General features: G+C 68.8%; 12 protein-coding genes and 3 pseudogenes. 3 read left to right on the plus strand and 12 right to left on the minus strand.

The window, feature by feature from the left end:
• Positions 1–285 precede the first annotated feature (285 nt).
• The 5 genes and pseudogenes from LJ657_RS45625 to LJ657_RS45645 form a co-directional block, all read right to left on the minus strand.
• Positions 286–1,971: a ribonuclease J gene (locus LJ657_RS45625; protein ID WP_232655627.1), complete on the minus strand. Its 1,686-nt coding sequence runs from the start codon at positions 1,969–1,971 to the stop codon at positions 286–288.
• A 141-nt stretch (positions 1,972–2,112) separates the two neighbouring features.
• Complete coding sequence (gene dapA, locus LJ657_RS45630; RefSeq protein WP_232655628.1) at positions 2,113–3,012, minus strand: 4-hydroxy-tetrahydrodipicolinate synthase; 900 nt, start codon at positions 3,010–3,012, stop codon at positions 2,113–2,115.
• A 211-nt stretch (positions 3,013–3,223) separates the two neighbouring features.
• Positions 3,224–3,673 (minus strand): annotated as a pseudogene (gene thyX / locus LJ657_RS45635) (FAD-dependent thymidylate synthase); the annotation flags it as partial.
• A gap of 3 nt (positions 3,674–3,676) precedes the next feature.
• Positions 3,677–4,603: pseudogene (locus LJ657_RS45640) on the minus strand (HNH endonuclease); the annotation flags it as partial.
• Positions 4,583–4,873: pseudogene (locus LJ657_RS45645) on the minus strand (FAD-dependent thymidylate synthase); the annotation flags it as partial. The pseudogenes LJ657_RS45640 and LJ657_RS45645, both read right to left, overlap by 21 nt.
• A 201-nt stretch (positions 4,874–5,074) precedes the next feature.
• On the opposite strand from LJ657_RS45645, the gene LJ657_RS45650 reads away from it, so the two are divergent.
• Complete coding sequence (locus LJ657_RS45650; RefSeq protein ID WP_232655629.1) at positions 5,075–5,311, plus strand: hypothetical protein; 237 nt, start codon at positions 5,075–5,077, stop codon at positions 5,309–5,311.
• Positions 5,312–5,401: 90 nt separating this feature from the next.
• Entirely contained in the window at positions 5,402–5,956 is a 555-nt protein-coding gene (locus LJ657_RS45655) for an SCO5741 family PH domain-containing membrane protein (protein WP_232655630.1), read from the plus strand.
• Positions 5,957–6,040: 84 nt separating this feature from the next.
• Here the strand turns inward: LJ657_RS45655 and LJ657_RS45660 are convergent, their stop codons facing one another.
• The 7 genes from LJ657_RS45660 to eccD form a co-directional block, all read right to left on the minus strand.
• On the minus strand, positions 6,041–6,493 hold the full coding sequence (locus tag LJ657_RS45660) for a tetratricopeptide repeat protein (protein ID WP_232655631.1): 453 nt from the start codon (positions 6,491–6,493) through the stop codon (positions 6,041–6,043).
• Between the two features lie 8 nt (positions 6,494–6,501).
• Positions 6,502–7,254 carry a 4-hydroxy-tetrahydrodipicolinate reductase gene (gene dapB / locus LJ657_RS45665; RefSeq protein ID WP_232655632.1) on the minus strand — a complete coding sequence of 251 codons (753 nt, stop codon included), beginning with the start codon at positions 7,252–7,254 and terminating at the stop codon, positions 6,502–6,504.
• Between the two features lie 25 nt (positions 7,255–7,279).
• Complete coding sequence (locus tag LJ657_RS45670; RefSeq protein WP_232655633.1) at positions 7,280–8,659, minus strand: M16 family metallopeptidase; 1,380 nt, start codon at positions 8,657–8,659, stop codon at positions 7,280–7,282.
• The gene (locus tag LJ657_RS45675; RefSeq protein WP_232655634.1) at positions 8,656–10,872 is read right to left on the minus strand and encodes a polyribonucleotide nucleotidyltransferase; all 2,217 of its coding nucleotides are present in this window, start codon (positions 10,870–10,872) and stop codon (positions 8,656–8,658) included. Before LJ657_RS45675 ends, LJ657_RS45670 begins: the two co-directional genes overlap by 4 nt.
• A 290-nt stretch (positions 10,873–11,162) precedes the next feature.
• A complete protein-coding gene (gene rpsO / locus LJ657_RS45680) occupies positions 11,163–11,450 on the minus strand; it encodes a 30S ribosomal protein S15 (protein ID WP_016432306.1) in 288 nt (95 codons plus the stop codon).
• A 524-nt stretch (positions 11,451–11,974) separates the two neighbouring features.
• Positions 11,975–12,352, minus strand: coding sequence for a hypothetical protein (locus LJ657_RS45685; protein ID WP_232655635.1), 378 nt, complete (start codon positions 12,350–12,352; stop codon positions 11,975–11,977).
• 139 nt (positions 12,353–12,491) lie between these two features.
• On the minus strand, positions 12,492–13,955 hold the full coding sequence (gene eccD / locus LJ657_RS45690) for a type VII secretion integral membrane protein EccD (RefSeq protein ID WP_232655636.1): 1,464 nt from the start codon (positions 13,953–13,955) through the stop codon (positions 12,492–12,494).
• Between the two features lie 271 nt (positions 13,956–14,226).
• On the opposite strand from eccD, the gene eccCa reads away from it, so the two are divergent.
• Positions 14,227–18,171, plus strand: a complete 3,945-nt coding sequence (gene eccCa / locus LJ657_RS45695; RefSeq protein WP_232655637.1) for a type VII secretion protein EccCa — start codon at positions 14,227–14,229, stop codon at positions 18,169–18,171.
• Positions 18,172–18,261: the final 90 nt, after the last annotated feature.

The following is an 18,261-nucleotide window of genomic DNA, read 5'->3' on the forward strand; positions in this document are numbered from 1 at the left end:
GGGCAGTTTCCCTTCGGTCTTGCGTTTCCGACTCTATCAGACCGTTTCCCGATCCGATTTCCTCGGCGCTTTCCAGGTTCCCGCTTTCGCGTTTCCCTTTCCGGCGGCTCCGACTTTATCAGAGATTCTGAGTCGGATTTCCCGCCCCGATCGGGGACTGGTTCCGGTGCACGAGGCGGCCGGGTTCCCGTTCTGGCGGAGCCGTAAACGTACTGGAGCGGGGCGCCCCGATGCAAATCGAGGCACCCCGCTCCCTGTTCACACGTACGAGGAGTCGTACGTCGGTCAGACCTCCACCACCACCGGGAGGATCATTGGCCTGCGCCGATACGTGTCGGAGACCCACTTGCCGAGGGTGCGGCGGATCAGTTGCTGCAACTGGTGCGGCTCCACCACCCCGTCCTGGGCCGAGCGTTCGAGCACCTCGGTGATCTTCGGGAGCACCTCGCTGAAGGCGGAGTCCTCGATGCCCGAGCCACGGGCCTGCACATGCGGGCCGCCGGTGATCTTGCCGGTGGAGGAGTCCACGACGACGAACACCGAGATGATGCCTTCGTCGCCCAGGATCTTCCGGTCCTTCAGGGCCGGCTCGCCCACGTCGCCGACCGAGAGCCCGTCGACGTAGACGTAACCCGCCTGGACCTTGCCCGAGATCTTTGCCTTGCCCTCGACGAGGTCGACGACCACGCCGTCCTCGGCGATGACGATGCGGTCGTGCTGGACGCCGGTCATGGCGCCCAGCTCGGCGTTGGCACGCAGGTGGCGCCATTCGCCGTGGACCGGCATCAGGTTCTTCGGGCGGCAGATGTTGTAAAAGTACAGGAGCTCGCCGGCGGACGCGTGGCCCGAGACGTGCACCTTGGCGTTGCCCTTGTGGACGACGTTCGCTCCCCAGCGGGTCAGGCCGTTGATCACGCGGTAGACCGCGTTCTCGTTGCCGGGGATCAGCGACGACGCCAGGATCACCGTGTCGCCGTTGACGATGCGGATCTGGTGGTCCCGGTTGGCCATCCGCGACAGGGCCGCCATGGGTTCGCCCTGGGAACCCGTGCAGACGAGCACGATCTCGCTGTCGGGGAGATCGTCCAGTGTCTTCACGTCGACGACCAGGCCCGGCGGGACCTTCAGGTAGCCCAGGTCCCGTGCGATGCCCATGTTGCGGACCATCGAGCGGCCGACGAAGGCGACCCGGCGGCCGTACTCGTGAGCCGCGTCCAGGATCTGCTGGATGCGGTGGACGTGGCTGGCGAAGCTCGCCACGATGATGCGCTTGCGGGCGCTCGCGAAGACCTGCCGCAGGACGTTGGAGATGTCGCGCTCGGGCGGGACGAAGCCGGGCACTTCGGCGTTCGTCGAATCGGCGAGGAGGAGATCGATGCCCTCTTCGCTCAGTCGTGCGAACGCGTGGAGGTCCGTCAGACGACCGTCCAGCGGGAGCTGGTCCATCTTGAAGTCGCCGGTGTGGACCACCATGCCGGCCGGGGTGCGGATGGCCACGGCGAGGGCGTCCGGGATGGAGTGGTTGACCGCGACGAACTCGCAGTCGAAGGGGCCGACCCGTTCGCGCTGCCCCTCCGCCACCTCGAGGGTGTACGGGCGGATGCGGTGCTCCTGGAGCTTCGCCTCGATGAGGGCGAGGGTCAGCTTGGAGCCGATCAGCGGGATGTCCGGCTTCTCGCGCAGGAGGTAGGGGACGCCGCCGATGTGGTCCTCATGGCCGTGCGTGAGCACGATGCCCTCGATGTCGTCGAGGCGGTCCCGTACGGACGAGAAGTCCGGCAGGATCAGGTCGATTCCGGGCTGCTCCTCCTCGGGGAAGAGCACTCCGCAGTCGACGATCAGAAGACGACCGCCGTACTCGAAGACCGTCATGTTTCGGCCGATCTCGCCGAGACCGCCGAGCGGGGTGACCCGCAGCCCTCCTTCAGGGAGCGGCGGGGGCGGGCCGAGTTCAGGATGCGGATGACTCAAAAGACTCTCCTCACCACACGCGCCACGTACCGGTGGGCACGTGGCGCGCGTGACGTTCGTGCATGAGCAGTTGTCGTTGTGGGCTGCGGGCACCGGTGGCCCGCCTATTCAGTTGTGAAGCCTGTGGTGCCAAGTCTGTTGTCAGAGCTGTACCCCGCCTGCAGCAAGATCGATCTTGAGCTGGGCGATCTCTTCGGGCGTGCACTCCGCCATGGGGGCGCGCAGGGGCCCCGCGGGCAGGCCCTGGAGGGCGAGGGCGGCCTTAGTGGTCATGACGCCCTGGGTGCGGAACATACCCGTGTAGACCGGGAGCAGCTTCTGGTGGATCTCGGTGGCCTTCTGGACGTCGCCGGAGACGAACGCCTCGACGAGGGCCCGCAGGTCCGGAGTGACCACGTGGCCCACGACCGACACGAAGCCGACCGCGCCCACGGAGAGCAGCGGCAGGTTCAGCATGTCGTCGCCGGAGTACCAGGCGAGCCCGGAGCGCGCGATGGCCCAGCTCGCGCGGCCCAGGTCGCCCTTGGCATCCTTGTTGGCGACGATCCGCGGGTGCTCGGCGAGCCGGACCAGCGTCTCGGTGTTGATCGGTACGCCGGAGCGCCCGGGGATGTCGTAGAGCATGACCGGCAGCTCGGCGGCGTCGGCGACGGCCGTGAAGTGGCGGTACAGGCCCTCCTGCGGGGGCTTGTTGTAGTACGGCGTCACGATCAGGAGGCCGTGTGCGCCCACCTTCTCGGCGGCCTTGGCCAACTCGATGCTGTGGTGGGTGTCGTTGGTTCCGACGCCGGCCACGACGTGGGCACGGTCGCCGACCGCCTCCAGTACGGCTCGTACGAGATCCGATTTCTCCGCGTCACTGGTGGTGGGGGACTCGCCGGTGGTGCCGTTGATGATCAGGCCGTCGTTGCCTGCGTCCACCAGGTGGGCGGCGAGTCGCTGCGCGCCGTCGAGGTCGAGTGCGCCGTCCGCCGTGAAGGGCGTGACCATGGCGGTGAGGACCCGCCCGAAGGGGGTCTGCGGAGTCGAGGTCGGAGCCATGGGTAACACGCTACTCGGTGCCCATTGCGTGGTCTGCCCTTGGGGTGCGGGATAAGTCCGGACAAATGCGGAGCCCGGTACTGCCTGCTCGGGGGTTCAAGCAGTACCGGGTCCGTTTGATCAGGCTAGATGAACTTCCCCAAATGCCGCAATACGGACACCTGGCGAGGTCGGCCGCACATCTGTCCTCGACCGGGGAACGGGGGGTGCGCTACGGCGCCACACGGCCGTTCCCATTGAAGGCGGCGTAGGTGAGCGGCATGAGCTTGGCCCACTCGGCCTCCATCTTCTCGCCGACCATCTCGATCTCCCGCTGGGGGAAGGACGGGACCTTCGCCAGCTCGTGCTGGGTGCGCAGGCCGAGGAAGTGCATCAGCGAGCGGGCGTTGCAGGTGGCGTACATCGAGGAGAACAGGCCGACCGGGAGGACGGCGCGGGCGACCTCGCGGGCGACGCCGGCGGCGAGCATCTCCTGGTAACGCTCGTAAGCCTGGATGTACGATTCCTGCATCGAGCGCTCCACGATCTCCTGCTGGGCTTCGGTGCCCGCGACGAACTCGTACTTGCCGGGTCGCCCCTGCTGTACGAGTTTGCGGTCCTCTCCCGGCACGTAGAAGACGGGCTGCAATTCCCGGTAGCGGCCCGACTCTTCGTTGTAGGAGTTGTGGACGACGACTCCGTTGGCCAGGAAGTTGTGCCAGGGGCCTTCCACGGTGAGGTCGTACGTCATCTCCTCACCGTCTTCCTCGATCGAAACGACCGGATCCGGAACGGCCACAGCGATCTTTCCGCCGCGCCGGGCGAGCTTTTGTTCCGTCGCACTCTTGGTGGCGTGACAGGGCTCGCAGGCGGGTGCCAGATTCCGCTCGTCGAGGGCCCGGGTCAGGTCTTCGGCCACAGGAACGACGTGATCGAGAGCAAGCTGCTCGCGAGGGAAGGACCGTCCGCAGAGGTGGCAGAGATCGGTCTCGCGAATCAGCCGGTCGCGCTGCATCGAGGTCCAGACTCCCACACCGCGACGAAGGCTCGGGGGAACGAGCCTCTCGGAGGGGCGAGGCGCGGTCCCGGCGGACATGACAGCATCGCCGACGGCGAGCTCACCGGCCTTCCGCCAGCCGTCCGGAGTGAGCACCGCGTGGTCGACGGTGGAACGTAGAACCTTGCCACTCTCAGTGGTGATCCTGATCAGTGGCTTGATGCCCGATTGGATGACGTCCAGGATCTGAGCCCGCTGAGCGGTCAGCGTCTCCTCGTCGTAGCAGCGGACGTGGTTGCGCCGCACCGATTCGAGCTTGCGCAGCCTGGTGGACGGGTGTTGTTCGCGGAATTCGGCGACGGCGGAGTCGGCCGCCTCACGGTTGTCGTACAGCCCGAGGTAGTGGTTCGTCTCTCCACGACGGACCTGCGCCATCCACTTCTGTGCGCGTGCATGCCAGGTCACGCCACCCGCGGAATGCGGCAAGTGGTCCTCGACGCCGAGATGCCACAGCTTGTAGAGATCCTCGATGGAACGCCGCCGGAGATTGCCCGCCTCGCTTACCAGCGTGATCTCCGTGTCACCGGCGACGCACCAGCCCACCCGATGCCGCATGAACTCGCGGAAGACGAAGATCGGGGCGCTGATGAAGAAGGTCATCGAGTTGTGCTCGAACGGACTGCCGTGGCGGTCCCGCATCAGGTAGTTGATCAGGCCCTTGGAGCGCTCGGGGTCCTTCGTCAGCTCGTCCAGGGACTGCTCGCCGGCGGTGGAGACGCGGGCGGCCCACAGCACGTCTGAGTCGGCCGCGCTGTGCTTCACCAGCTCGACGCTGACATCGCTGCGGAAGCTGGGCTTGAGGTCGTCGGCGGGGGTGTCGGTCACGGCTCGGAGGGTCCTTCCATCACTTCTGGCGGGCGGCGCCCACTCTACGGCCCGCCACTGACAACGGGGCGTTCGGTGGCGGGTCGCGACATACGCCAGCGAATTTCAGTGAATTCGGCGAAACCGGGCACCTTTTGGGGCACTCGACCGTCTGTGTAGATGACAGTCACTCGTTCGATCCCGAGAGGAGAGGCTCCACCCATGTTCCGTCGGCGTGAGCCCGTCCCGTTCGCCTTCGTCGCCGAAGCCGACAGGTTCCGCAGCAATGTCGCTCCCCCGCCCCGTCAGCGGGCGTCCGCCGGTCAGATGGCCGGGCGCTGGCTGCTCGGACTCACCATCGTCGCCGGGCTGGTGGGCTCGCTGGTCCTCGGTATGCCTGCGCTGTCCGCCACGGCCTCCACTCCTGCTCAGCAGTCACAGGCTTCTCAGGGGCACTGACTCCATCGGACCCCCAAGGGTGGTGAGCAGGTACACCGGCGGATAGCCTCACCGGGCACAGCCCATGCATGGATTGAGTGAGGACCAGCCGTGCCCCTGCCCTTCCTGACGGCCGACCGTGCGTATGAGACGGCGGACGATACCGCGCTGCCCTTCGACGACCGCGACCGCTGGCGGCGGCCCTACCGTCCCGGGCCGTGGCGCGTGGGTGTGGCGGCACTCTGGCTGTTGCTCGCCTCGTTCGTACTGTTCGCTGCGGTCATCATCGCGTTCACCGCTTCGGCCTCCGAGGCCGGCGTGGTCTTCGGTATCGCGCTGGCCGTCATCGCGGGCTCCCTCAGGCTGCTGCGCATGGGCGCCTGGGTGAGCGCGCGCGGGCTGCGCCAGGTGGGCTTCTTCGGCACGCGTACAACGCCTTGGGAGCGGGTCGCCGCCCTGCGGACGGTGCAGCAGCCGGTGCGCTGGCTCGGGCTGCCGCGCACGGTGCAGGGGCAGGCGCTGATCCTCGTACGCAGCGACCGTCCGGCACAGGACGGGCCGGTGCTGCTGACCACGCACGGCGTCGACTTCCTGGCGCGGGCCGGGTCCTTCGACCGGGCCGCGGACACGATCGAGGCATGGGCGGCGGAGAACAGGCACGGCTGACCCTGCGCTCGTACGCGAAGGGGCCGGTCCGCGGTGAGCGCGGGCCGGCCCCTTCGGCGTACGGCTGAGGTGTGGTCGTCGACCTCAGGCCTCGACCGTTCTGCCCTCGTGCAGGGCGATGGCGCGTTGCATGGCCTTGCGGGCGCGTGGGGTGTCGCGCGCGTCGTGGTAGGCGATGGCGAGGCGGAACCAGCTGCGCCAGTCGTCCGGAGCCGCCTCCGTCTCGGCCTTTCGCCTGGCGAAGACCTCGTCCGCCGAGTCGCGGTCGATGCGGCCGCCGGGGGTGCGCTTCAACTCGTCCACGGGCAGGCCGCCCTCGGCGTCGAGTTCGGCGGCGAGGGCGTTGGCCCTGCGGACGAACTGGGTGTTCTTCCACAGGAACCACAGGCCGATGACCGGCAGGATCAGCACCGCCACGCCGAAGGTCACGGTGAGGACCGTGCCGGACTGGATGAGCATGACGCCACGGCTGCCGACCAGGACGAAGTAGAAGACCAGGACGGCGGCCGTTATGGCGTAAGTGAGCTTGGCTCGCATGGCGGGTGTCAGCCCAGGTCCAGGAAGTGTTCCAGGCCGAAGGTCAGGCCCGGAGTGGTCACCACGCGGCGTGCGCCGAGCAGGATGCCCGGCATGAAGCTGCTGTGGTGGAGCGAGTCGTGCCGGACGGTCAGCGTCTCGCCCTCGCCGCCGAGCAGGACCTCCTGGTGGGCGAGCAGGCCGCGCAGGCGGACGGCGTGCACGGGGACCCCGTCGACGCTCGCGCCGCGCGCGCCGTCCAGTGCCGTCTCCGTGGCGTCCGGCGCCGGGGCGGTGCCCGCCGCGCGCCGCGCCTCGGCGATGAGCTGGGCGGTGCGCGTGGCGGTGCCGGACGGGGCGTCGACCTTCTTCGGGTGGTGCAGCTCGATGACCTCGACGGACTCGAAGTAGGGCGCGGCGATCTGCGCGAACTTCATGGTGAGCACGGCGCCGATGGAGAAGTTGGGCGCGATCAGTACGCCCGTCTCCGGGGAGGCGGCCAGCCAGCCGCCCAGCTGCGTGAGGCGCTCGTCGGTCCAGCCCGTCGTACCGACGACCGCGTGGATGCCGTGGCTCAGGCAGTACTCGAGGTTGTCCATCACCGAGGCCGGCGTGGTCAGTTCGACGGCGACCTGGGCGCCGGTCTCCGCCAGCGTCTCCAGCTCGTCGCCCCGGCCGAGGGCGGCCACCAGCTCCATGTCCTCGGCCGCCTCGACGGCCCGTACCGCCTCCGAGCCGATCCGGCCCTTGGCACCGAGGACCGCCACGCGCAGCTTGCTCATCTTCTTGCTTCCTTCAGGAGAGGACTTACGCGACCGCTTCGTGCAGACGGGACGCCTGCTTGTCCTTCAGCGGGCCGATGACCGACAGCGACGGGCGCTGTCCCAGGATCTCGCGCGCGACCGAGCGGACGTCGTCCGGGGTGACCGAGGCGATCTTGGCCAGCATGTCGTCGACAGACATCTGCTCGCCCCAGCACAGCTCGCTCTTGCCGATACGGTTCATCAGCGCGCCGGTGTCCTCAAGACCCAGGACCGTCGAACCCCGGAGCTGGCCGATGGCGCGGCCGATCTCGTCGTCGGACAGTCCGTGTTCGGCGACGTGGTCGAGTTCGTCGCGGCAGATCTTCAGGACGTCGTGGACCTGCGAGGGCCTGCAGCCCGCGTACACGCCGAACAGGCCGCAGTCGGCGAAGCCCGAGGTGTACGAGTACACGCTGTAGGCCAGGCCGCGCTTCTCGCGGACCTCCTGGAACAGGCGCGAGGACATGCCGCCGCCGAGGGCCGTGTTCAGTACGCCGAGGGCCCAGCGGCGGTCGTCGGTGCGGGCGAGGCCCGGCATGCCGAGGACGACGTGGGCCTGTTCGGTCTTGCGGCCGAGCAGTTCGACGCGGCCCGCGGTGCGGAGGGTGCGGCTGCCGTCGCGCGGGGCGATGGGGGCCGCCGCACCGTTCTTGAAGGCACCCGCCTTCTCGAAGGCGGCGCGGACCTGTCGTACGACCTTGTTGTGGTCGATGTTGCCGGCGGCCGCCACGACCAGGTGGGTCGGGTCGTAGTGCTTCTTGTAGAAGCGGCGGATGCGGTCCGCGGTGAGGGAGTTGACCGTGTCGACCGTGCCGAGGACCGGGCGGCCGAGGGGGTTGTCGCCGAACATCGTGTGCGCGAACAGGTCGTGCACGCAGTCGCCGGGGTCGTCCTCGGTCATGGCGATCTCTTCGAGGATGGCGCCGCGCTCGACGTTGACGTCCTCTTCGAGTATCAGGGAGCCCGTCAGCATGTCGCAGACGACGTCGATGGCGAGGGGCAGGTCGGCGTCGAGCACGCGCGCGTAGTAGCACGTGTACTCCTTCGCCGTGAACGCGTTCATCTCGCCGCCGACCGCGTCGATGGCGGAGGAGATGTCCAGCGCACTACGGCGGGTGGTGCCCTTGAAGAGCAGGTGCTCCAGGTAGTGCGTGGCGCCGTTCAGGGCCGGCGTCTCGTCGCGGGAGCCGACGTGGGCCCAGATGCCGAAGGTCGCGGAGCGGACCGAGGGCAGGGTCTCGGTGACGATGCGCAGGCCGCCGGGGAGGGTGGTCTTGCGGACCGTGCCGATGCCGTTCTCGCCCTTGATCAGGGTTTGGGTACGGGCGACGGCCCGCGCCTCCGAGGAGGTGCGGGCCGTCGCCTTGAAGCCACGGGGCGTCACTTGTCGCCGTCGTCCTTCGTCTCGTCGCCTTCTTCGCCCTCGATGACCGGGATCAGGGAGAGCTTGCCGCGGGAGTCGATCTCCGCGATCTCGACCTGGACCTTGGCGCCCACACCGAGCACGTCCTCGACGTTCTCCACACGCTTGCCGCCGGCGAGCTTGCGGATCTGCGAGATGTGCAGCAGACCGTCCTTGCCCGGGAGCAGCGAGACGAACGCACCGAAGGTGGTCGTCTTGACGACCGTGCCCAGGTAGCGCTCGCCGACCTCCGGCATCGTCGGGTTGGCGATGCTGTTGATCGTGGTGCGGGCCGCCTCGGCGGAGGGACCGTCGACCGCACCGATGTAGATGGTGCCGTCGTCCTCGATCGTGATGTCGGCGCCGGTGTCCTCCTGGATCTGGTTGATCATCTTGCCCTTGGGGCCAATGACCTCACCGATCTTGTCCACGGGGATCTTGACCGTGATGATCCGCGGGGCGTTGGGGGACATCTCGTCCGGCGTGTCGATCGCTTCCATCATCACGTCGAGGATGTGGAGGCGGGCGTCACGGGCCTGCTTCAGAGCGGCGGCCAGAACCGAGGCCGGGATGCCGTCCAGCTTGGTGTCGAGCTGGAGCGCGGTCACGAACTCCTTGGTGCCCGCGACCTTGAAGTCCATGTCGCCGAAGGCGTCCTCCGCACCGAGGATGTCGGTGAGGGTGACGTAGTGCGTCTCGCCCTCGATCTCCTGGGAGATGAGGCCCATGGCGATACCGGCGACGGGGGCCTTCAGCGGCACACCGGCGTTCAGCAGCGACATGGTGGAGGCGCAGACCGAGCCCATGGACGTCGAGCCGTTGGAGCTCAGCGCCTCGGAGACCTGACGGATCGCGTACGGGAACTCCTCGCGCGTCGGCAGGACCGGCACGAGGGCGCGCTCGGCGAGGGCGCCGTGGCCGATCTCGCGGCGCTTGGGGGAGCCGACGCGGCCGGTCTCGCCGGTGGAGTACGGCGGGAAGTTGTAGTTGTGCATGTAGCGCTTGCGGGTCACCGGCGAGAGGGTGTCCAGCTGCTGCTCCATACGGAGCATGTTGAGGGTGGTGACGCCCAGGATCTGGGTCTCGCCACGCTCGAACACCGCGGAACCGTGCACGCGCGGGATGGCCTCGACCTCGGCGGCCAGGGTGCGGATGTCGGTGACACCGCGGCCGTCGATGCGCTTCTTCTCCTTGATCACGCGCTCACGGACCAGCTGCTTGGTGAGCGAGCGGTACGCGGCGGAGATCTCCTTCTCGCGGCCCTCGAACTCCGGCAGGAGCTTCTCGGCGGCGAGCGCCTTGACGCGGTCCAGCTCGGCCTCGCGCTCCTGCTTGCCGGCGATCGTCAGCGCGGAGGCGAGCTCCGGACGGACCGCGCCGGTGAGCGCCTCCAGGATGTCGTCCTGGTAGTCGAGGAAGATCGGGAACTCGCCGGTCGGCTTGGCGGCCTTCGACGCGAGGTCGGCCTGGGCCTTGCAGAGCACCTTGATGAAGGGCTTCGCGGCTTCCAGACCGGCGGCGACGACCTCTTCGGTCGGCGCCTCGGCGCCGCCCTTGACCAGCTGGATGGTCTTCTCGGTGGCCTCGGCCTCGACCATCATGATCGCGACGTCGCCGTCCTCCAGGACACGACCGGCGACGACCATGTCGAAGACGGCGTCCTCGAGCTCGGAGTGCGTCGGGAACGCGACCCACTGGCCGTTGATCAGCGCGACGCGGACGCCGCCGATCGGGCCGGAGAAGGGCAGACCGGCAAGCTGCGTGGACGCGGAGGCGGCGTTGATCGCCACGACGTCGTACAGGTGGTCGGGGTTGAGCGCCATGATCGTGGCGACGACCTGGATCTCGTTGCGCAGGCCCTTCTTGAAGGACGGGCGCAGCGGGCGGTCGATGAGGCGACAGGTGAGGATGGCGTCCTCGGAGGGGCGGCCCTCACGGCGGAAGAAGCTGCCGGGGATCTTGCCGGCGGCGTACATCCGCTCCTCGACGTCCACCGTCAGGGGGAAGAAGTCGAGCTGGTCCTTGGGGTTCTTGGAGGCGGTGGTGGCCGACAGCACCATGGTGTCGTCGTCCAGGTACGCCACGGCGGAGCCGGCGGCCTGCTTGGCCAGGCGGCCCGTCTCGAAGCGGATGGTGCGGGTGCCGAAGGAGCCGTTGTCGATGACGGCCTCGGCGTAGTGGGTCTCGTTCTCCACTAGCGTTTTCTCCGTTACTTTTCGTCTTTTGTCCCGATCCGCCCGTGTGGCGGGGGGACGTGGGCGGAGAAGCGCTCCGTCTGGTGCGGGCCGGTCTTCGATCGAAGCACCCGGGTTCGCATTGCCCGGGGGCCACTACCGAGGACCGGCGGCGGCGAGGCGCGCTTCTCCTCGTGGTATTGCGTTGTGCTACCACACTACAAAGCGGGTGTGACACTCCGCACGTTTCCGTACGTACGGCAAAGGGAGCGGTCCCCGATCGTTTCGGGAACCGCTCCCTTCATCACGTCTTACTTGGCGCCCGCCGCACCACGGCGGATGCCGAGGCGGTCGACCAGCGTACGGAAGCGCTGGATGTCCTTCTTGGCGAGGTACTGCAGCAGGCGACGGCGCTGACCGACCAGGATCAGCAGACCACGGCGGGAGTGGTGGTCGTGCTTGTGGGTCTTGAGGTGCTCGGTCAGGTCGGAGATCCGGCGCGAGAGCATGGCGACCTGGACCTCGGGGGAGCCGGTGTCGCCCTCCTTCTGACCGAACTCGGCGATGATCTGCTTCTTCGTAGCGGCGTCGAGCGACACTCGTACTCCTCGTAGTCTTCAAGTTGCCACCGAGTGCCCCCGGTCTTTGTCTCGGGGGAGCTTCCGTTACTCGGGAGGCGGGATCCGTCGGCCGCGGCCTCCGGGGCCGACAGGTGAACCTGCGGGGCTCCGGGGGTGCGTACACAGACGGCCGTCACACAGGGTACCAGCCGGTGGGGCCGCTACTTCACGGCCATGCTCTCGATGCCCAGGACGAGAGGGACCCACCTGGGCTGCCCCTTGGCGGGCCCGTCTGCCGATCCCGCCGGCCTGGACGGCCAGGACGGGTGGCTCGGCGGAGGGGATGTTCAGGTCCCGGATGCCCTTCGCGGCCGAGTAGGTCCACAGGACCTTGCCGGTTCTCGGATCCACCTTGCGTGCCTTGTAGGTGGTGGCGTCCGTCGAGTCGGCGGGGGCCTTGTCGTTCCAGCACTGCCGGCGGACGAGCAGGGCGCCTCCGCCCGCTGCGCCCGTGTCCTGGCAGGAGCCGGTGGAAGTCGTCTGCCACGCGCGCGTGCCGTCGTTCATGCGGTACGCGTAACGACGGTCTTGTTGATGCCCTTGGCGAGGAACTTGTCCGTGGCCCACATGCCGGGCATCTCGTAGTGCTCGCCCGGGCAGAGGTCGCACACGGAGAAGCGGAAGGCCATCTTTCCGGTGGTGTTCGCCGGCTTCTTCTCGACGGTCTCCCGGATGTCGAGCAGTCCTTGCCCGGTGGCCGCCCCGGTCGGCGTCTTCGTGCCGTGGCCTGCGCCCCACAGCAGCCGGCCGCCGGTGCCGGCCGCCGCGACCAGCACGAGGGCGAGCAACGCCGGCGGCCACTTCGGGCGGCGCTCGGGCCGTGGGGGCTGCGCGGGCGGGGCGAGCCGCGTGTACATGGAAGGCGGCGGGCCGAAGCTCACGCGAGGGCCCTCTTCCTGGGACGTCTTCTGTGCGGTCTTCCTGTGAACGGCGCCACGGATTCCCGGGCGGCGGTCACACAGACGCCCCACCCCCTGCGTACAGGGGGTGGGGCGTTCGGCTTTTCTCGGCGGGTGGGTCTCAGTTCCCGATACCGCCGCGGACCTTGCCGTAGATGTCGAGGACGGCCAGGCAGACCGGCACCAGGGAGAGCAGGACCAGGGAGTCCGCGAGGTCGAGCATGCGGCCCCAGAACGGGGAGAGCCCCTTCTGCGGCACGATCAGGGCGATCGCGATCAGGAGCAGCACACCGGCCGCGACCGAGGCGCCGAGCCACAGGGTGCGTACGTTGACCGGGCCGTGGTTGTTCTGGAGCAGCTGGATGATGATGTCGGCCGGCGGAGAGATCGCGAGGCCGAGGACCAGCAGGCCGAGCGTGATGACACCGGCCACGAACAGACAGGTGACCTGGGCGGTGTAGCGGAACAGGCGCGCCCGCAGCATCGCGGCGAGGCCGGTGAACAGGGCCAGCAGCTGTGCCCAGCCGCTGTCGCTGAAGCCGAGCACCGCGCCGCCCGCGCCGACGATGACGGCGGCGCAGCCGCCGACCAGGCCGAGCAGCAGTTCGTGGCCGCGGCTGGTCTGGGCGACGATGCGCTGGACGTCGACGGCCTCGAGGTCGCCCTCGCGGCCCTCACGGCGGGCCCGGGCGAGGTCCTCGGGGTTGCGGAAGCCGATCGGCAGCTTGGCGAACCGGGCCGACCAGCCGGGCAGGAAGCCGACGACCGCCAGGGCGACCACCGAGGTGCCGGCCGCGATCTCCCGCGGTGCCGCGTCGGTGAGCACACCGCAGAACACGGCGAGCGTGCCGATCGCGGAGGCCAGCGCGGCGGCCACGAACGGGGCGTCGCCCTGCGGCAGCAGCATGATCAGCACGACGGAGAACAGCAGTACGGCGACGCAGCCGACGAGGAACTGAAGCCTTCCCGGCCCGTCGTGTGCCCCCTGCGCGATGACGCCGGAGCCCGCGATGAGCGCGTGCGGCAGCGCCGAGATGCCGAGCGCGACGGCGGAGCCCCGGTCGTCGTACACCCGGGCCCGTACGCCCGCGAGTGCCGTCAGGCCGAGTGCGGTCACGCCCGCGAGGATGCCCTGGAGGCCGTGCATGTCGTGCCGGATCGGGTCCGCGAACCAGAAGACGAAGCCGAGCATGACCAGCAGCAGCGATCCGGCGACGAGGCCGGCCACCCGCATCAGGTTGTCGTTCCAGCTGCGGGTGTCCTGCTTGACCGCGGCGGCGATGGCGTCCACGACGTCGTCGTGGACGGCCGGCGGAAGGGAGTCGGCGAAGGTCCGCAGCAGCAGCACCTCTCCGTCCCTGACCCGGTGCTCCAGCAACGAACGACTCGCGTCGAGCACCTGCCCCTCGCGGGTCACCAGGTGATAACCGGCGAGACTGGTGTCCGACTGGGCCAGGCCCGAGAGCCGGATGATCTCAGGAAAGAGGTCCTGGATCGGCAGGTCCTCGGGCAGCGCGACATCGACGCGGCTGTCCGGCGCTGCGATGGTGATTCGGCAGAAACCTGTCGAAGTCCCCGTGCTCACCTGGTGTTCCCCCTGCTAGACAAGGCTGCTTCATGCAGTTCGTACGACGCGAAGCGCCACCCTATCCCTTGCCGTACGGGGTGTTGGGACGCCCTCCCTCAATTCTCCCCGTACCCCCTCGGCATCTCCATCCTCCTGGCTCTCCGGTGGACCGGGGGCATCAGTAGGATCGACGACTGCACGCGAAAGACGCCTACGCGAACGGGAACTCGTCGCGGTACACGGGGGCGTCGATGCCAGGACGTTTCAATCACGAAGGATGAGTGCATCGGTGAGCGTCGTCATCATCAAACGACCACCGCGGATAGTGCCCCCGGTGGTACCGGACGGCGAGGTCAGACTGGAGACGCCCCCCGAGATCCCTCGTGAGGGCGACGAGAGCATGCTGATGAACCTGCTGCCCATGATGGGCATGCTGGGTTCCGTCGGCTTCTTCTTCATGCCCAACCTGCCCCCCTACATGAGGGTGGTCGGCGGGCTGATGCTCGCCTCGACGCTGGCCATGGCCATCGCGCAGTTCGCCAAGTCCCGGCAGGGCGGCGGCGCGGGGATGGCGCAGGACCGGCGTGACTACTTCCGCTACCTGGAGCAGGTCCGCAAGGACGTGCACAAGACCGCGGAACTGCAGCGGCAGAGCCAGCTCTTCCAGCATCCGGACCCGGAGCAGCTGTGGGCGGTGGCGGCCGACGGCAAGCGGCTGTGGGAGCGGCGCCCGACCGACGCGGACTTCGCCTCCGTTCGGATCGGCCGCGGCGTCCAGCAGCTGAACACGCCGCTCGTCGCCCCCGACACGGCGCCCAAGGAGGAGCTGGAGCCGCTGACCGCGGCGGCCATGAAGGCGTTCCTCGACGCGCACGGCAGCCTGCACGACCTGCCGGTCTCCATCTCCCTGCGCGCCTTCTACCACGTGACGATCGCCGGCGACACGGACACGGTCTACGGCAACGCCCGCGCGACGCTGTCCCAGTTGGCGACGCTGCACTCGCCGGAAGACCTGATGGTCGCCGTGGTGGCGCACCCGTCCGCTGCGGCGGACTGGGACTGGATCAAGTGGCTGCCGCACAGCCAGCACCCGAAGGCCAAGGACGGGGCGGGCTCGTCCCGGCTCCTCTTCGACGACCTCGGGGAGCTGGAGGAGGCGCTGGCGGGCCAGCTGGACGACCGGCCCCGCTGGAACCGGGACGCGAACCCCGTCTACGACCAGCCGCATCTGATCGTGGTCCTCGACGGCGGCACCGTGCCACCGGACTCCGAACTCGCCAGTTCCGAGGGGCTCCAGGGCGTCACCTTCCTGGAGATCGCCCCGGGTGAGCTGGAGGAGGACCTGCGCGCGGGTCTGACGGCGTATGTGAAGCCGGAGCGGATGCAGCTGTTCGTCGGCCACGAGTCGGCGTACACCGGCAAGGCCGATGTGCTGAACCCGGAGCAGGCCGAGTCCCTGGCCCGGCAGCTGGCGCCCTTCCGGGTCGGCTCCGCGGAAGAGGGCGAACCCCTGCTGTCCAACCTGGACTTCACCGACCTCATGGGCATCGGTGACGCGGGCACGGTCGACGTCTCCCGCACCTGGCGGCCGCGCACGCTGCACGAGCGGCTTCGGGTGCCGATCGGTGTCGGCGAGAACGGCGAGCCGGTCATGCTGGACCTCAAGGAGGCCTCGCAGGAGGGTATGGGCCCGCACGGCCTGTGCGTCGGCGCGACCGGTTCCGGCAAGTCCGAGGTGCTGCGCACGCTGGTGCTCGGTCTCGCGGTCACGCACTCCTCGGAGACGCTGAACTTCATCCTCGCGGACTTCAAGGGCGGTGCGACCTTCGCCGGTATGGCGGACATGCCGCACACCGCGGCCGTGATCACCAACCTCGCGGACGATCTCACCCTCGTCGACCGCATGCGTGACTCGATCATGGGTGAGACCCAGCGCCGCCAGGAGCTGCTGCGCTCGGCCGGCAACTACGCCAACCTGCACGACTACGAGAAGGCCCGGGCCGCCGGCGCCGCCCTCGAACCGATGGCGTCGCTGGTGATCGTGCTCGACGAGTTCTCCGAACTCCTCACCGCGAAGCCGGACTTCATCGACATGTTCATCCAGATCGGCCGTATCGGCCGTTCGCTGGGTGTCCATCTGCTGCTGGCCTCGCAGCGCCTGGAGGAGGGCAAGCTGCGCGGCCTGGACACCTACCTGTCGTACCGGATCGGTCTGCGGACCTTCTCCGCCGCCGAGTCGCGTACGGCGATCGGTGTCCCGGACGCATACCACCTGCCGTCGATCCCCGGTTCCGGTTATCTGCGCTACGACACCGACACCATGGTCCGCTTCAAGGCGGCGTACGTGTCGGGGCCGTACCACGGCGAGGGCCCGTCCCGGGTGCACCGCTCGACGCAGCTGCGGCCCGCGCTGTTCACGGCGGAGCAGGTGGCGCTGCCCCCGCAGCCGGTGATCGAGGAGCCGGAGCCCGACAACCGGGTGGACGACGCGCTCGCCGACACCGTCCTCGACGTTCTCGTCGGCCGGATGGTCAACCAGGGTCCGCCCGCCCACCAGGTGTGGCTGCCCCCGCTGGAGGAGGCGCCCTCGCTGGAGCAGCTGCTCCCCCAGCTCGCCGTCTCCCCGGAGCGCGGCCTGACCGCGCCCGAGTACACGGCGCTCGGCCGGCTCAACGTGCCGGTCGGTCTGGTGGACAAGCCGTTCGAGCAGCGGCGTGACGTGCTGTACCGGGACTTCTCGGGCGGTGCGGGCCACGGTCTGTTCGTCGGCGGTCCGCAGTCCGGCAAGTCGACGCTGCTGCGTTCGCTGATCTCCTCGTTCGCGCTCACCCACACCCCGTCCGAAGTGCAGTTCTACTGCCTGGACTTCGGCGGTGGCGGCCTGATCGCGATGGAGGACCTGGCGCACGTCGGCGGGGTGGCCAACCGTCTCGACGCCGAGAAGGTGCGCCGTACGGTCAGCGAGGTCGAGGGGATCCTGAACGCGCGTGAGGAGTACTTCCGCGCGAACAACGTCGACTCGATCCAGACCTACCGGCAGCGCCGGGCCGCGGGCCAGCTGCCCGACCAGATCTGGGGTGACGTCTTCCTCGTCATCGACGGCTGGGCCACCTTCAAGACGGACTACGAGCTGCTGGAGTCCACCGTCACGGAGATCGCGACGCGCGGTCTCGGCTTCGGTGTGCACGTGATCCTGACCGCGAGCCGCTACACCGAGGTGCGGCCCGCGCTCAAGGACATGCTGCAGAACCGCATCGAGCTCAGGCTCGGTGACCCGACGGAGTCGGAGGTCGACCGCAAGGTCGCGCAGAACGTCCCCGCGAGCGTGCCGGGCCGTGGTCTGACGCAGGAGAAGCTGCACTTCATGACCGCGCTGCCCCGGGTCGACGGCTCCTCGACGACCGAGGACCTCTCCGAGGCGACGTCGATCCTCCTCCGCGGTATCAACGACAACTGGCAGGGCAACCACGCTCCGGCCGTACGGCTGCTGCCCACCATGCTGTCCTCGGACCGGCTGCCCAAGGGGTTCGAGCACCCGGACCGCGGTGTCGCCATCGGCATCGACGAGTCGTCGCTCTCGCCGGTCTTCGTCGACTTCGAGTCGGACCCGTTGTTCATCGTGTTCGGTGAGAGCGAGTCCGGTAAGTCCGCGATGCTGCGGCTGCTCGTCAAGCAGATCACCGAGCGCTACACGCCGGACCAGGCGAAGATCGTCATGGGTGACTACCGGCGTGCGCACCTGGAGGGTGTGCCCGACTCGCACCTGTCGCGGTACTGCGCGTCGGCGCCCGCCCTCACGGAGACGCTGGAGGGCCTGGCCGGTTCGATGCACCGGCGGATGCCGGGCCCGGACGTCACGCCCGAGCAGCTGCGCAACCGCTCCTGGTACAACAGCCCGGACGCGTTCGTCATCGTCGACGACTACGACCTGGTGGCGACCGGCGTGAACCCGCTGGCCCCGCTCCTGGAGTACCTGCCGTTCGCCCGTGACGTCGGTCTGCGCATCATCATCGCGCGCTCCTCGGGCGGTGCGAGCCGGTCGCTGTACGAGCCCGTGATGCAGCGGATGCGCGAGCTCGGCGCCCAGGGTCTGGTGCTCTCCGGCGACCGGGCGGAGGGTGCGCTGCTCGGCAACATCACCGCCTCGCAACTCCCGCCCGGGCGCGGGTACTTCCACACGCGGCGACGCGGTGGACAGCTGATCCAGACGGGCTGGCTGCCGGCCCGGTTCTGAGCGGCGACTGCTTCGGCGCAGGGGGCGGTACCCACACGGGTGCCGCCCCCCTGTGTCAGTGGTGACCGCTATGGTGACGTGCGAGAGAGA

The organism is Streptomyces guryensis (genome assembly GCF_021261325.1).
Classification (GTDB): domain Bacteria; phylum Actinomycetota; class Actinomycetes; order Streptomycetales; family Streptomycetaceae; genus Streptomyces; species Streptomyces guryensis.